This is a genomic window from Streptomyces sp. NPDC101118, from assembly GCF_044759445.1.
Classification (GTDB): Bacteria; Actinomycetota; Actinomycetes; order Streptomycetales; family Streptomycetaceae; genus Streptomyces.
This window is the reverse complement of record NZ_JBIVZG010000016.1, coordinates 53,805-68,309: the sequence shown is the minus strand read 5'-3', so window position 1 is coordinate 68,309 and position 14,505 is coordinate 53,805. Positions and strand designations below refer to the sequence as shown.

The following is a 14,505-nucleotide window of genomic DNA, read 5'->3' as shown; positions in this document are numbered from 1 at the left end:
CGGCGCACTACGCCCGGCCGGAGGCCGACCAGGACCTACTTGCCCTTGGCGGCTTCCTTGAGCTTGGAGCCCGCGGAGACCTTCACGCTGTAGCCGGCCGGGATCTGGATGGGGTCGCCGGTCTGCGGGTTGCGCGCGGTGCGAGCGGCACGGTGGGTGCGCTCGAAGGTCAGGAAGCCGGGGATGGTGACCTTCTCGTCGCCCTTGGCGACGACCTCGCCGATGGTCTCGGCGAGGGCGGCCAGAACGGCGTCGGCGTCCTTGCGGGTCACCTCGGCACGCTCGGACAGAGCGGCCACCAGCTCACTGCGGTTCATGTTGTACTCCCGTGTTCAACTTGCCTTTGAGGCGTGAGATCGAAGCCGATGCTGCCAGGGCCCTAGGACAGTCCCCGGACCCGGGTCTGACGTCAGACCCTCTCGCCCGGTTACGCATCCTGCCCCCACCAGCGGCGGGAAAGCCAATCCGGCACCCGCCAGGGTCACACGAAAAGCGCCACGGTCACGCCGCGGTGACGCTCCGTCCGCCGGCGGATGCGGACCGCGGTGCCGCCGCGGGCATCCCCGCAACCCTAGAGCGGCCCCGTCGGCCCCGCATCCCGCGACGCGCCGGGTGTCAGGCGGACGTGGGGCCCGTCACAGCCCGTTCGCGGAGGCTCCGGCCGCCTTGGCCGCGTTGCGGACGGCACCCGCGACGGCGCCGGCCACCTTGTCGTTGAACACCGACGGGATGATGTAGTTCGGGTTCAGTTCGCCCTCGGTCACCACGTCGGCGAGCGCGGTCGCGGCGGCCAGCATCATGTCCGTGTTCACGGTGCGGGACTGGGCGTCGAGGAGACCGCGGAAGACGCCCGGGAAGACCAGCACGTTGTTGATCTGGTTCGGGAAGTCGGAGCGGCCGGTGGCCACAACTGCCGCCGTCTCACGGGCGATCGAGGGGTCGACCTCGGGGTCCGGGTTCGCGAGCGCGAAGACGATCGCACCCTCGGCCATGGCCGCGACGTCGTCGCCGTTCAGCACGTTCGGGGCCGAGACGCCGATGAACACGTCGGCGCCGACGACGGCTTCCTTCAGGGTGCCGGTGTAGCCCTCGGGGTTGGTGTTGTCGGCGATCCAGCGCAGCGGCGACTCGGCGTCGGCGTCGACCAGGTCGGCGCGGCCGGCGTGCACGACGCCGTGGATGTCGGCGACGACGGCGTGCTTGACGCCCGCCGCGATGAGCAGCTTCAGGATGGCCGTACCGGCGGCGCCGGCGCCGGACATGACGACCTTCACGTCGCCAATTCCCTTGCCCACCACGCGAAGTGCGTTGGTGAGGGCGGCGAGGACGACGATCGCGGTGCCGTGCTGGTCGTCGTGGAAGACCGGGATGTCGAGGGCCTCGCGCAGACGGGCCTCGATCTCGAAGCAGCGCGGCGCGGAGATGTCCTCCAGGTTGATGCCCGCGAAGCCGGGGGCGATGGCCTTGACGATCTCGACGATGGCGTCGGAGTCCTGGGTGTCCAGGCAGATCGGCCAGGCGTCGATGCCGGCGAAGCGCTTGAAGAGGGCCGCCTTGCCCTCCATCACGGGCAGCGCGGCCTTCGGGCCGATGTTGCCCAGGCCCAGGACGGCGGATCCGTCCGTCACGACTGCGACGGAGTTGCGCTTGATGGTGAGGCGGCGCGCGTCCTCGGGGTTCTCGGCGATCGCCATGCACACGCGGGCCACGCCCGGCGTGTAGATCATGGACAGGTCGTCACGGTTGCGGATGGGGTGCTTGGACGCCATCTCGATCTTGCCGCCGAGGTGCATGAGGAACGTACGGTCGGAGACCTTGCCGAGCGTCACGCCGTCGATCTCGCGCAGCTGCTGGACGATCTCGTCGGCGTGCGAGGTGGAGGTCGCGGCGATCGTGACGTCGATACGGAGCTTCTCGTGACCGGAGGCGGTCACGTCGAGGCCGGTGACGGATCCGCCGGAGGACTCCACGGCCGTGGTGAGCTGGGAGACCGCGGTTCCGCTCGCGGGCACCTCCAAGCGGACCGTCATCGAGTACGAGACGCTGGGCGCCGTTGCCATGGCCGTGTTCCTCTGCTTTCCCTTGCTTCGCTGCACACGCCCCCCTGACATTGCGCGCGAACGCGACAGGACGTGTTGTCCGATCGTCCCACCTACCAGCCGGTAGCAGGTAACCAGCTACAAACTTCGGAAGAACACTTCCACCATACGAGATATCTTGACGTGAAGGAAGTGTGCCCGGGCACAAAAAAGGTCCGCGCCCTTCCCTGGAGAAGGACGCGGACCTGTATGAACGTCTATGACACCGACCCGCCATGCTCGCCTCGCGGCAAGTGGTCGCTCTAAGCGACGAAGGTTGGGCCCGGGGGCTTGGATCGAGCCGGTGCCTCACCCAGGCTAACAAAGGTTGCCCGGAACTGATCCCCCCTCCGCCGAGTTGCCCACGACCTGGACACATGCCGCCCGCTCGGCCGCGAGCCGAACGGCTCACGGACGATCTCGGCGCGGCACCCGGAGGCGGCGCGGCGCCCGGAGGCCGGGCGCCACACGCCGGCCGCGCCACAGGCCGGGCACCCCGGTGTGCGGTCAGCCGCGCAGCAGCCCCGGCACCCCGTCGGCGTCCGGCTCGTCGCGGGCGTCCGAGACCACCGTCAGCTGCTGGGTCGCGCGCGTCAGCGCCACGTACAGCACCCGCAGGCCGGCCGGCGACTCCGCCGCGATCTCGGCGGGCGACACAACGACCGTGGCGTCGTACTCCAGGCCCTTGGCCTCCAGGCTGCCGAGGGGGACCGCCCGGTCCCCCAGGCCCGCCAGCCAGCCCGCGGCCTCCTCGCGGCGGTCCATCGCCACCACGACGCCGACCGTGCCGTCCACCTCGCCCAGCAGCCGGACCGTTTCCTCCCGTACCGCCGCGCCCAGGTCCTCGCCCGCGGCGGCGAACCGCGGACGGAGGCCGGTCGAGCGGACCGCCGTGGGCGACTCCATGCCCGGCATGGCCAGCTCCAGCACCTTGGCGGCCAGCTCGGCCACCTCGGCCGGGTTGCGGTAGTTCACGGTGAGGGTGAAGCGGCGCCGCGGCCGGCTGCCCAGCGCCTCGTCACGGGCCTCGGCCGCCTCGTCGGGGTCGGTCCAGGAGGACTGCGCGGGGTCGCCGACCACCGTCCAGGTGGCCGTCCGCCCACGCCGCCCGACCATCCGCCACTGCATGGGCGTCAGGTCCTGGGCCTCGTCCACGATCACGTGCGCGTACTCGGTGCGCTCGGCGGCGAGCCGCTCGGCGCGCTCACGCTGGGTCTCCTCGCGGCGCGGCATCAGCTCTTCCAGGCCGGAGAGCTGGTCCAGGGGGTCGAGCTCGCGCTTCTTCTTCGGCCGGGCGGGGGCGCCCAGCAGGCCCTGGAGCTCGTCCAGCAGCGCGACGTCGTGCACCGACAGCGGGCCCGAGCCGTCCGGACCCACCCGGCGCAGCGAACGGGCCAGCTGGCGGGTCTCGCGGGGGTTGAGCACCCGGCGGCTCCAACGGGAGAGCTTCCGCTCGTCGGCCATGGCGGCCAGCACCCGGCGCGGGGTCAGCTCGGGCCACCAGGCGTCCAGGAACTCGATGAACGGGTCCTCGGTGGAGACGTCCTCGTCGAAGCTCGCGCGCAGCTCGGCCGCCAGCTCGGGGTCGGTGTGCCGGCTCGCTCCGCCGGACTTCGCCCAGAGGGCGTCCAGCAGCAGCCGGCGGGCGCGCGGGCGCAGCAGGTTGACGGGCGCGGTGCCGCCGAGGGCGGTCTGGCGGATCCGGTCGAGCTCCTCGGCCTCCAGCTCCTGGCGGCGGTTGAAGGCGACCACGCGCAGCCGCTCGGGGGCGCCGCCCAGCTCCAGGGCGCCCCGGACGGCCTTGCGCAGCACCTTGAGCATCTGGGAGGAGCCCTTGATCCGGGCCACGGCCGGCTCGTCGTACGTGGTGGCCTCGGCCCCGTCGACCAACGAGCCCAGCGCGCGGATCGCGACCTGGCCCTCCTCGCCGAGGGAGGGCAGCACGCCCTCGGTGTAGGCGACGAGCAGCGGGGTCGGGGAGACGATCAGGATGCCGCCGGAGTAGCGGCGGCGGTCCTGGTAGAGGAGGTACGCGGCGCGGTGCAGGGCCACCGCGGTCTTGCCCGTGCCGGGGCCGCCGGACACCTCGGCCACGGACGCGGCGGGGGCCCGGATGACCAGGTCCTGCTCGGCCTGGATGGACGACACGATGTCGCGCATGGAGTGCGTACGGGCCCGGCCGAGGGAGGCCATGAGTGCGCCGTCGCCGATGGCGGGCAGCTCGCGGCCGTCCAGGTGGGCGGTGATCTCGGGGCGCATCAGGTCGTCCTCGACGCCGAGCACCTTGCGGCCCTTGGAGCGGATCACGCGGCGGCGGACCACGCGGCCGGGGTCCTTGGGGGTGGAGCGGTAGAACGGCGCGGCGGCCGGCGCCCGCCAGTCGATGACCAGCGGGGAGTAGTCGGAGTCGAGGACGCCGATGCGGCCGATGTGCAGGGTCTCCGCGATGTCGGCGGTGAGGTCCTCGCGGATGGCGTCGTCGGCCGGCTCGACGGAGGTGTACGCGCCGTCCGGGCCGCGCTCGCCGTCCTTGCCGAGCACGAGGTCGATCCGGCCGAAGAGGAAGTCCTCGAACTCGTTGTTGAGCCGGTTGAGGTGGATGCCGGCCCGGAACACCTGGGCGTCACGCTCGGCGAGCGCGCCCGGCGTGCCCACCTGGCCGCGCTTGGCCGCGTCGTTCATCAGGAACTCCGCCTCGTGGATCTTCTCCTCGAGGCGGCGGTACACCTGGTCCAGATGAGTCTGTTCGACCGCGATCTCCCGATCGCGGACGGTCTCTTCCGTGGCTTCCTGCGCGGCCACCAAGGGCCCCCTTCTGGTCGTTCTGGGCGACCGTCTAAGGTACCCCCTCCGGTTGGGGGCAGTCCTCACGCGAGGCCAGGGAGCGGCGCCGGTGGCGTGCGACGCGCTCGCGGTTGCCGCAGGTCTCGCTGGAACACCAGCGCCGGCGGTGGCCGCGCGAGGTGTCGAGGTACACCCGGGTGCACCCCTCTCCGTCGCACGCCCGCAGCAGCGCCACCGCGCCGGGGTCGGTGAGCAGCACCACCGCGTCGCGGGCCACCGCGGCCAGCAGGGCGGCGCAGTCGGCGCCGTGCAGCCGCCGGGCCAGACCGCCGTCGGGCTCCCGTACGGCGCACAGGCCGGGCGGCGCGGCCAGGGCCCGGGCGTTGACGCGCTCCAGCGCCTCGCCCGCGGGGAGCCCGCGCAGGGCGGCGGCCAGCAGGTCGGCGAGGTCGTCGCGGAGCGCCCAGAACTGCGGCAGCCAGTCGTACCCGACCCGGTCGAGCGGGGTGCCCAGGGGCACCAGTCCGGTGCCGATGAGCCACTGCCTCAGCCGGAAGGCCTCGCCGAGCCGTTCGTCGGGGCCGGCGGTGGCGACCAGGTCCAGGCAGACGCGCCCGGAGTCGAACCACAGCCCGTACGAGCCCGCGCCCGCAGTCATGCGCGTGTCACCGCCTCGAAGCGACCGGTGGGTGCCGACTCCAGAGTGCCGCGCCCCGAGCCGGACGGGAACCCCGCCGACACCGCGTCCGTTCCGGCGGCGCTTTGTATGCGATGTCCGCTACCTTTGTATGAAGTAGACGCCACCCGGGAGGCTTCATGTCCGCGACGCAGATCGACATCGATGACGAGGCACTGGCCGAGGCCATGCGCAGGTCGGGGATAAGGACGAAGAAGGAGATGGTGAACCTCGCGCTCCGGGAGTACAACGAGCGTCAGCGGCGCAGCGAGGCCCGCCTCCGCCACTTCCGTGCATCGCAGGACTGGGACGACGAGAGCTTCTGGCGTCTGCACGCAGCGGAGAAGGGCACTGCCTGATCGTGCTGCGGTATCTGATCGACTCCACCGCCCTCTGGCGACTACGGCGCGACGAGTCCCTCACCGAGGCGTGGGCGCACGAGGTCGACGCGGGCAACATCGGCTCCTGCCGACCGCAGCGCACGGAGTTCCGCCGCTCCGCGCGCAGCCTCGACGAGTACGAGGCGATGACGGACATGTTCGACGACCTCTACCCTGACGTCCCGATCCCCAAGACCGCCTGGCAGTGGATCGAAACCGCGCAGGGCCGGCTGGCCCAACGCGGCCGCCACCAGAGCCTGTCGGTCGTCGACTGGCTCGTCTGCGCGACCGCGGCCCACCACGGCCTCGTCGTACTCCACGACGACAAGGACTTCACCACGGCGGCGAGCCTCCTCACCGACGTCCAGGAGCACAACGTGCACCACGTACGACGAGCCGGGACGTAGCCCCCGAGCCGGTGGCAGGGAAGCGCACGGGCCCGGGGCCGGGCCGCGGGGCAACGGCTACGCGTCCGCGTACTTCGCGTCGGCGGCCGGGTCCAGGGCGAGCCGGTAGCCGCGCTTGACCACGGTCTGGATCAGCTTCGGCGCGCCCAGGGCGCTCCGCAGCCGGGCCATCGCCGTCTCGACCGCATGCTCGTCGCGCCCCGCGCCCGGCAGGGCCCGGAGCAGTTCGGCGCGGGCCACCACCCAGCCGGGGCGCCGGGCCAGGGCGCGCAGCAGTGCCATGCCCGCGGGCGGTACGGGGCGCAGGTCCTCGTCGACCAGCACCGCGTGGCCGCGGATCTCCACCCGGTGCCCGGCCAGCGGCAGCGTCCTGGCCCGCGCGGGCAGCTCCTGGCAGAGCAGCTGGACCAGCGGCCCGAGCCGGAAGCGTTCGGGCTGGACGGTCTCGATGCCGTGGGCCTGGAGCGGCAGCGCGGTGACCGGCCCCACGCAGGCGGCCAGCGCCTCCCCGCGCAGTGCGTCCAGCAGCTCGGGCAGCAGCCCGCGCTCGGCGGCCCGGGACAGCAGGGAGGCGGCGGCGGGGGCGGAGGTGAAGCTGACCGCGTCGAGGGAGCGGGCGAGCACGGCGTCCACCAGGCGGTCCAGCGGGGCCAGGTCCTCGGGCGGCATCCAGCGGTACACCGGCACGACCACGACGTCGGCTCCGCCCTCCCGCAGCGTCTCGACGAAGCCCGGCAGCGGCTCGCCGTGCAGCTGGAGCGCGATCCGGCGGCCGGCCACCCCCTCGGCGAGCAGCCGGTCCAGCACCTCGGCCAGCGACTCGGAGTCCGGGGACCACTCCTCGGTGAGGCCGGCGGCCCGGATGGCGCCCTTGACCTTGGGCCCGCGGGCCAGCAGCCGGGCGCCGCGCAGCCGGGCCAGCAGGTCTTCCCCGACGCCCCAGCCGTCGGCCGCCTCGATCCAGCCGCGGAAGCCGATGGCCGTGGTGGCGACCACGGTGTCGGGGGCGTTGCCGATGAGTTCCTTGGTGGCGCCCAGCAGTTCGCTGTCGTCGGCGAGGGGCACGATCCGCAGGGCGGGAGCGTGCAGCACCGCGGCGCCGCGACGGCGGAGCAGGGCGGTGAGTTCGTCGGCGCGACGGGCGGCGGTGACGCCGACCGTGAAGCCCGCCAGGGGCCCGGTGGTGGTTCCGGATCCGGCTGGGGGGTGGGGTGTGGTGTCGTCCATGGCGGGGTCCCTGCCTTGCGCAAAGGGGCGGTACGGCGGGAACCGAGCCTGCCAACGTGGCGTGTCAGGCTCGGTTCACCGGTATTTCACCGTCGTAACAAGGGTGCCGCGCGGCCCGCTCAGACGGTGCTGAGCTGCGGCTCCGTTTCGGTGTGCGAGGCGACGACCCGGCTCGGGGCGGGCCGCCGAAGGTATACCGCCCAGGTGACCAGGCAGCACAGCGCGTAGAAGCCGAGGAAGGTGACGAAGGCACCTGTGCCGGACCCGGAGCTGAGGAAGGCCTCCCGGAAGACCAGGTTGATGCCGAGGCCGCCGAGCGCGCCGACCGCACCGATCAGGCCCATCGAGGCGCCGGACAGCCGCCGCCCGTACGCGTCGGCGGCCTCGCCGGCCATGCCGCGGGCCAGCGCCTGGTTCTGGAAGATGCCCGGGATCATCTTGTACGTCGAGCCGTTGCCGAGTCCGCTCAGGATGAACAGGGCGATGAAGCCGACCAGGAAGACGGGCAGCGACTCCCGCACGGAGGCGAGGATCACCACGCCGGTGGCCACGGCCATGGCCACGAAGGTTCCGAGCGTGATCCGCGCGCCGCCGAACCGGTCGGCCAGCGACCCGCCCACGGGCCGGATGAGCGAGCCGAGCAGCGGGCCGATGAAGGTGAGCGAGGCGGCCTGCAGCGGGGTGCGGCCGAACTGCGTCTGGAGCACCAGGCCGAAGGCGAAGCTGTAGCCGATGAAGGACCCGAAGGTGCCGATGTAGAGGAAGGCCATGATCCAGGTGTGAGCCTGGCGCACCGACTCCTTCACGGCGCCGGTGTCGTTCTTCACCGGCGCGAGGTTGTCCATCTTCACCGCCGCCAGCACCGCGGCGATGAGCACCAGCGGGATGTACGCGCCGAGCAGGATGCGCGGGTGGGCCGCGCCGGCGGTGCCGATGACCAGCAGGCCGACGAGCTGGACCACGGGCACGCCGATGTTGCCGCCGCCGGCGTTGAGGCCGAGGGCCCACCCCTTCTTCCGCAGCGGGAAGAAGGCGTTGATGTTGGTCATCGAGGAGGCGAAGTTGCCGCCGCCGACCCCGGTGAGCGCGGCCACCAGCAGGAAGGTGCCGTACGAGGTGCCGGGCTCCATCACCGCGAAAGCGGCGACGGTGGGGACCAGCAGCAGCAGCGCGCTGAAGACCGTCCAGTTGCGGCCGCCGAAGCGGGCGACGGCGAAGGTGTACGGGATGCGGACGAAGGCGCCGACCAGGGTGGCCGTCGCGATCAGGAAGAACTTCCCGGCCGGGTCGATCCCGTACTGCGGGCCCATGAAGAGCACCATCACGGACCACACGGACCAGATGGAGAAGCCGATGTGCTCGGAGAGCACGGAGTAGATCAGGTTCCTGCGGGCCGTCTTCTCGCCCGTCTGCTTCCAGAAGACCTCGTCCTCGGGGTCCCACTGCTCGATCCAGCGGCCCCCGGTGCGCCCTGCGCCCATCACGCCCTCCACTGCTCTGGTGTCCGTGCTGCCAGACGCTAGGGATGGCGCGTTTCGGCCCCCGTGCCCGCGCGATGACCGCCGCGGAACGTTGCTCTCACCCGGGCGGGCGGCGGGATGTGAGGGGTGCGGGAGGACGGCGGGCCGTACGGGCGGGCGGCCGCGCGTACGGCCCCGGGGTGCGCCCGTACCGGTCGGCGGAGCCCGTACGGGTCAGCGGCCGCCCGTACCCATCAGCTCCTCGTCCGGTCCGGGCAGCCAGCCTCCCGGTGGGCGCCGCAGCCAGCCGCGCCCGGCGGCCAGCTCCGCGGCGGCGGTCCGGAGGGCGTCGATCCCGGGGTGGCCGAATCCCCGGCGCCACACCATGGAGAGCGGGGAGAGCGGTACGGGCTCCACGAGCGGCACCTTCACGGAACCGGGCATGTCGACGAAGTCCACGGTCACCAGCACCGGCGTCCGGGTCTTGGCCATCACGCGGCGGAACTCCTCCTTGCCGACGGCCACCGGGGCGGGCGGCGCGAGGGAGATGCCCCGGCCGTCGAACAGCCGGCGCGCGTAGTCGGTCCACTCCAGCGTGCGGGGGTTCCCGGCACCCGCGTAGACGCGTTCTCCGGCGAGCGCGTCGAGGGGCACGGCGCCGGCACCGGCCAGCGGGTGGTCCTCGGGCAGCAGCACGGCCAGCGGCTCGAACCGGACGGGCTGGTGGTCCAGCCGGGCCCGGAGCGCGGGGTCGAGGCCGGCGAAGCGGCCGAAGGAGACGTCCAGCCGGCCGGCGGCGATCTCGGCGGCGGCGTGGGTGAGGCCGCTCTCGAAGCGGGCCATCAGCTCCTGGCCGGGGGCGAGTTCGCGGGCGCGTTCCAGGACCAGGCGGGCGGAGCTGGGCCCGTCGGTGTTGAGGTCGACCAGCAGGGGGCGGGCGGCCGCCCCGCCGAAGGCGGCGGCGAGTTCGTCCTGGGCCTCCAGGACCCGGCGGGCGTACGGCAGCAGCCGCTCGCCGTCGGGGGTGAGGGCGACCTGCCGGGTGGTGCGGACGAACAGCTCGGCGCCCAGGGCGGTTTCGAGGCGGCGCACGTCGCGGCTGAGGGCCTGCTGGGCCACGTACAGGCGGGCGGCGGCGCGCGTGAAGTGGAGCTCCTCGGCCACCGTGAGGAAGCCGCGGAGCAGCCGCGGTTCGATGTCGTCCGCCCTGGGGTTCCCGGTCACCGCAGGAGACTAACAATCCGGATGCGTGAATGGGCACCGAACAGGTGTTGGACCACGGGCGGCGGCGCGGGCGAAGGTGATCTCCATGCCGCTCCTCACCGTCACCGGATCCACCCTGGTCATCGCCTCCCCCGCCGTCCGCCCGGCGCGCCCCGCCGGGCCCTACCGGCGGCTGCTGCGCACCCCGGGCGCCCGCGGTTTCACCGCCGGGAACCTGATCGCCCGGCTGCCCATGGGCATGTTCGGGGTGAGCGCGGTGATGATGATCGCCGGGCAGCGCGGCTCGTACGCCCTGGCCGGCGCGGTCACGGCGACGGGCCTGGCCGCGACCGCGGTGGTGGCGCCGTGGACGGCGCGGCTGGTGGACCGGTACGGGCAGGCCCGGATCGCCGTGCCTGCCACGGTGCTCGCGGTGCTGGGCTCACTGGCGCTGGTGGTGTGCGTACGGACCGGCGCGCCGGACTGGACGCTCTTCGCCGCGTACGCCGCCACCGCGACCACCCCGAACATCGGCGGCATGTCCCGGGCCCGCTGGGCGCACCTGCTGGGCGGGGACCCGCGGAACGCCGCCGCCCTGCACACCGCGAACTCCTTCGAACAGGCCGCCGACGAGCTGTGCTTCATGCTCGGGCCGGTGCTCGCGGCCTTCCTGTGCGGGACGCTCTTCCCCGAGGCCGGCACGCTGGCCGGCGCCTTCCTGCTGCTGACGGGGATGCTGGTGTTCTGCGCCCAGCGCGCCACCGAGCCGCCGGTGGCGCCGGCCGCGGCGGTGCGGGGCCCGGGGCCGCTGCGGGCGGCGGGGATGCCGGAGCTGCTGGTGATGTTCCTCGCGATGGGCGCGGTGTTCGGCTCGATGGAGGTGGTCTCCATCGCCTTCCTGGACGAGCACGGGCTGACCGCCACCGCCGGTCCGGTGCTGGCCCTGCAGGCGCTCGGCTCCTGCACGGCCGGGCTGGTGTACGGGACGCTGCGCCCGGCCGGTTCGGTACGGCGCCGTCTGGTGGCGTGCGTGGCGGCGATGACGGTGCTGATGAGCCTGCCGCTGGCGGCCGCCGCCACGGGCGCGGTGCCGGTGCTGGCCTGCGCGCTGCTGGCGGCGGGCATGGCCACGGCCCCGGCGATGGTCACCGCGATGGCGCTGGTGCAGCGGGTGACCCCGGCCGGGCGGCTGAACGAGGGGATGACCCTGGCGGTGACCGCGATGCTGGCGGGGATCGCCGCGGGCGCGGCCACCGGGGGCTGGGCGGTGGAGCAGGTGGGCCCCGCCGTCGCGTACCTGGCACCTCCGGCGGCCGCGGTCGCCGCGCTGGTCGCCTCCTCGGCTCAGCTCTGGCGCAGGGGCGGCATGGGCAGCGGCACGGAGTAGGCCGTGGCGCCCGCGCCGACGCCGCCCTCGCAGGTGTTCGGCGGCTGGGTGCCCGTACCGCGCGTGGACGGGCGCTCGGCGGCCCAGAACATGTATCCGAGCATGCCGGAGGTCGTTCCGGCGCCGTTCGGGGCCACGGACTGGGTGAACGGACCCGTGGACTTCTGGAGCGAGTTGGCGAAGGCGGTGCACTCCGGAAGCGACTTGGTCTGGTCGCTGATGTAGAGGCCGCCGGTGAACTTGGCGGGCGCCAGCGGCGGGACGGGCGGGGCGTAGGTGGGCTTGCCGTCCACGTGCTCCTGCCAGTTGGCGATCGCGCTGGTGGTGGAGGGCTGGCGGGCCGGGACCATGGCGTTGGCGTAGTCGAGCACCGGGGTGTCCGTGCGCAGCCAGTCGGCGGTGGCCTTGCGGTTGATGCCGATGAGCCAGCGGTCGCCGGCGGCGGTGTCGATGGTCAGCCGGGCGGTGTGGTCGGCGCCGGTGGCGTCGTACGGGTGGCGCGAACGGTAGGCGTCGATGAAGGCCTGGAGGCCCACGAGGTTCGGGCCGGTGTTCTGCTCGTAGTCGATCTCGATGCCGACGCCGAGGCGGGTGGCCAGGTCGGCGGCGTTGAGGCCGAGGCGGGTGGCGTCCTCGGCGAGGGCCGCGTCCCATTCGTCGGTGTAGGTGATGCCGCCGATGGAGAGCATCACGCGGATCCCGCGGGAGGTGAAGTAGTCGACGATCTCGGGGGTCATGCCGCGGGGCACGCCGTCGACGGTGGTGGCGTCGTTCGTCTTCCTGAGCAGCTTCTGCGGTTCGACGAAGCTGAGGACGACGAGGTTGACGGACGGGCGGCCGTCGCCGCGGTCGACGAGCCAGTGGTTCATGGCGTCGAACTCGGCGACGGTGCGGACCCTGCCCCAGGTGCAGGCGTCGTCGCTGCAGTGCCAGGCCCCGTAGATCTGGGGCCCGGTGGCGGCGTGGGCGGTGGTGGCGGGCAGCGGGAGGAGGAGTCCGAGGAGCAGGACGAGCACACCGAGCACTCTGTGACGCATGCGGCGCACGTGACGCATCAATGCCTCCGGGGCGGGAGCGGCCGGCGTGGGGGGTGGCGGCCGCCCAGCAGAGTGGCAGGTCCATACCAAGCCTGCAAGAGCGCGGGCAACCTGCGGCAGCGCGCGGGCGTCGTAGCCTGCGTACGACGAACGCGGGACGCGGCCCATGGGACGGCCGGGCCCGCACCCCGGGCACACCTGCCCCTCCCCCTGCCGAGAGGAGCCCCCCCTTGACCACCACCGAGACCCCCCGCTGGATGCGCATCGTCTCCACGGTCGCGGACGTCCTGCTGAAGATCCTCGCCTCCGGCAACAAGTCGAAGAGCGGCAGCTCGAACAGCTGGAGCAGCTGCGGCTCGGACACGGGCAGCAGTGACTGAGGGAAACGCGGCCGCGACGCCGCCCGACAACGAAGCGTGGCGGGAGACCGTCCACCTCCTGCGCTCCCCGGCGAACGCCCGCCGCCTCATGGCAGCGGTCGCCCGCGACCGCGCCTCCGCGCCCCCGGTCACCAAGACCAACGAGGAGCCGCACGACCTGCCGGCCGAGAAGTAGAAGCATCCGCTTCGGCCGAGGAGCCCACGGCCTGCGCAGTCACTTCCGCCAACAGGCGATCGGAGGGCTCGGCTGTCGAGCGACTGCATTGACTGCAAAGTGACTGCATCGACGATAAAATGCAGTCATGACTGCATTCACGATCCGGGAAGTCCCCGATGACATCGCCCGCCGCATAAAGGTCCGGGCCGCCGAGGCCGGACAGTCCCTCCAGAGCTACCTGCTGAGCCTCGTCACCCGAGACGCCACCCAGCCCACGCTCGCCGAAATGGCCGACCGCGCCGAGCGCTACGCCACGGAGGACATCGACATCCAGGACGTCCTCGATGCCATCGACTCGGGCAGGGCAGGCCGTTGATCGTCGTGGATTCCTCCACCCTGGTCCTGTTCCTCACGGACAGGGGCTCCAGGGGCGCAGCTGCCCGCCGGCGCATCGGCGAGGAAGACCTTCTCGCCGCCCCCTACCTGCTCGACACTGAGATCGCCTCCGCCCTTCTGGGTATGGCGCGCGGCTCCAAAATCGCCCCCGCCAGCCTCGACGAGCACTTCAAGACCTACCAGGGGCTGCGCGTACAGCGGCACGAGACAGGCCCCCTGCTCCCCCGGATCCGAAAGCTGTACGCCAACCTCTCCGCCTACGACGCCACGTACGTCGCCCTCGCCGAGGCACTGGGCGTCGCCCTGCTGACGGCGGACGTGCGCATCAAACGAGGCGTCCAGAAGCCGCGTTGCCAAATCGAGGTCATCACTGCCAACAGCGATCAGCCTCCGCGCCCAGGCACCTGACACACCGCCGCATCCGTCACGCCCCCTGAAGGGCGGTGCTGCCGTCGTGCTCCCACATGACGAAGGCCCCGCCGCCCGTAAGGGCTGCGGGGCCTTCGCCCACATGGGATGAGTGGAGATGGCGGGAATCGAACCCGCGTCCAACGGTGCAAAAGGAGGGCTTCTCCGAGCGCAGTCCGCTGCGATTTTCTCAGCCCCGGAGATCACGCGGACAAGTCTCCGACGGGCTCAGTCACTGTTTGGTTTCCCTCCAACCCCCGTGACCGGGGCTAGAGGTTTAGATCCCTTGATGACGCCAGGATCCGGGTCGGGATCACCCCCGGGCTGACGCTCCTCACAGAGGCTTCTGCTCGTTACCTAAAATTAGGCAGCGAGGGCGAAGCGGGAGTTATCGCTCTTGGTGTTGGCGATTATTGGTTGCGACATATGGTTTACGAGATCATTGCCGCTTCCTCGGCTCGCTTCCCCTGCTTCGACATCCGCTGTCGAAACCGATCATCCCCATGTTGATTTATCAATGTGCAC

At 72.3% G+C, this 14,505-nt stretch carries 15 protein-coding genes and 1 other RNA gene; 7 read left to right on the top strand and 9 right to left on the bottom strand.

Features of this window, described 5'->3' with window-relative positions; genetic code table 11:
- Positions 1-35 precede the first annotated feature (35 nt).
- The 4 genes from ACIQUQ_RS24255 to ACIQUQ_RS24240 form a co-directional block, all read right to left on the bottom strand.
- Complete coding sequence (locus ACIQUQ_RS24255) at positions 36-317, bottom strand: HU family DNA-binding protein (protein ID WP_030875040.1); 282 nt, start codon at positions 315-317, stop codon at positions 36-38.
- A gap of 318 nt (positions 318-635) precedes the next feature.
- Positions 636-2,060 carry an NAD-dependent malic enzyme gene (locus tag ACIQUQ_RS24250; RefSeq protein WP_403979362.1) on the bottom strand — a complete coding sequence of 475 codons (1,425 nt, stop codon included), beginning with the start codon at positions 2,058-2,060 and terminating at the stop codon, positions 636-638.
- A gap of 525 nt (positions 2,061-2,585) precedes the next feature.
- Complete coding sequence (locus ACIQUQ_RS24245; RefSeq protein WP_403979360.1) at positions 2,586-4,880, bottom strand: HelD family protein; 2,295 nt, start codon at positions 4,878-4,880, stop codon at positions 2,586-2,588.
- 34 nt (positions 4,881-4,914) lie between these two features.
- Complete coding sequence (locus ACIQUQ_RS24240; RefSeq protein WP_403979358.1) at positions 4,915-5,520, bottom strand: CGNR zinc finger domain-containing protein; 606 nt, start codon at positions 5,518-5,520, stop codon at positions 4,915-4,917.
- Positions 5,521-5,678: 158 nt separating this feature from the next.
- Here ACIQUQ_RS24240 and ACIQUQ_RS24235 point away from each other — a divergent pair, with 158 nt between their 5' ends.
- Together ACIQUQ_RS24235 and ACIQUQ_RS24230 are read left to right on the top strand one after the other, a co-directional pair.
- On the top strand, positions 5,679-5,897 hold the full coding sequence (locus tag ACIQUQ_RS24235) for a type II toxin-antitoxin system VapB family antitoxin (RefSeq protein ID WP_403979355.1): 219 nt from the start codon (positions 5,679-5,681) through the stop codon (positions 5,895-5,897).
- A 2-nt stretch (positions 5,898-5,899) separates the two neighbouring features.
- Positions 5,900-6,325, top strand: a complete 426-nt coding sequence (locus tag ACIQUQ_RS24230; RefSeq protein WP_403979353.1) for a PIN domain-containing protein — start codon at positions 5,900-5,902, stop codon at positions 6,323-6,325.
- 57 nt (positions 6,326-6,382) lie between these two features.
- On the opposite strand, the gene ACIQUQ_RS24225 is transcribed toward ACIQUQ_RS24230, so the two are convergent.
- The 3 genes from ACIQUQ_RS24225 to ACIQUQ_RS24215 form a co-directional block, all read right to left on the bottom strand.
- Positions 6,383-7,552, bottom strand: a complete 1,170-nt coding sequence (locus tag ACIQUQ_RS24225; protein ID WP_403979350.1) for a uroporphyrinogen-III synthase — start codon at positions 7,550-7,552, stop codon at positions 6,383-6,385.
- Between the two features lie 119 nt (positions 7,553-7,671).
- Positions 7,672-9,033 (bottom strand): nitrate/nitrite transporter, encoded by a 1,362-nt coding sequence (locus tag ACIQUQ_RS24220; protein WP_403979348.1) that lies wholly within the window; start codon positions 9,031-9,033, stop codon positions 7,672-7,674.
- Positions 9,034-9,246: 213 nt separating this feature from the next.
- Positions 9,247-10,236, bottom strand: coding sequence for a LysR family transcriptional regulator (locus ACIQUQ_RS24215; protein ID WP_403979345.1), 990 nt, complete (start codon positions 10,234-10,236; stop codon positions 9,247-9,249).
- 85 nt (positions 10,237-10,321) lie between these two features.
- Between ACIQUQ_RS24215 and ACIQUQ_RS24210 the strand changes: the two genes are divergently transcribed.
- Positions 10,322-11,602: an MFS transporter gene (locus ACIQUQ_RS24210; protein WP_403979343.1), complete on the top strand. Its 1,281-nt coding sequence runs from the start codon at positions 10,322-10,324 to the stop codon at positions 11,600-11,602.
- Here the strand turns inward: ACIQUQ_RS24210 and ACIQUQ_RS24205 are convergent.
- Positions 11,560-12,639, bottom strand: a complete 1,080-nt coding sequence (locus ACIQUQ_RS24205) for a hypothetical protein (RefSeq protein WP_403979341.1) — start codon at positions 12,637-12,639, stop codon at positions 11,560-11,562. The genes ACIQUQ_RS24210 and ACIQUQ_RS24205 overlap by 43 nt on opposite strands.
- A gap of 230 nt (positions 12,640-12,869) precedes the next feature.
- Between ACIQUQ_RS24205 and ACIQUQ_RS24200 the strand changes: the two genes are divergently transcribed.
- The 4 genes from ACIQUQ_RS24200 (at position 12,870) to ACIQUQ_RS24185 (ending at position 13,980) form a co-directional block, all read left to right on the top strand.
- On the top strand, positions 12,870-13,019 hold the full coding sequence (locus tag ACIQUQ_RS24200) for a hypothetical protein (RefSeq protein ID WP_403979339.1): 150 nt from the start codon (positions 12,870-12,872) through the stop codon (positions 13,017-13,019).
- A complete protein-coding gene (locus ACIQUQ_RS24195; protein ID WP_403979336.1) occupies positions 13,012-13,194 on the top strand; it encodes a hypothetical protein in 183 nt (60 codons plus the stop codon). The genes ACIQUQ_RS24200 and ACIQUQ_RS24195 overlap by 8 nt, the downstream gene beginning before the upstream one ends.
- Positions 13,195-13,321: 127 nt before the next feature.
- Positions 13,322-13,552, top strand: a complete 231-nt coding sequence (locus tag ACIQUQ_RS24190; protein WP_403979333.1) for a FitA-like ribbon-helix-helix domain-containing protein — start codon at positions 13,322-13,324, stop codon at positions 13,550-13,552.
- 5 nt (positions 13,553-13,557) lie between these two features.
- On the top strand, positions 13,558-13,980 hold the full coding sequence (locus ACIQUQ_RS24185) for a type II toxin-antitoxin system VapC family toxin (protein ID WP_403979632.1): 423 nt from the start codon (positions 13,558-13,560) through the stop codon (positions 13,978-13,980).
- Positions 13,981-14,090: 110 nt separating this feature from the next.
- On the opposite strand, the gene ssrA is transcribed toward ACIQUQ_RS24185, so the two are convergent.
- Positions 14,091-14,483, bottom strand: a transfer-messenger RNA (tmRNA) gene (gene ssrA, locus ACIQUQ_RS24180).
- Positions 14,484-14,505: the final 22 nt, after the last annotated feature.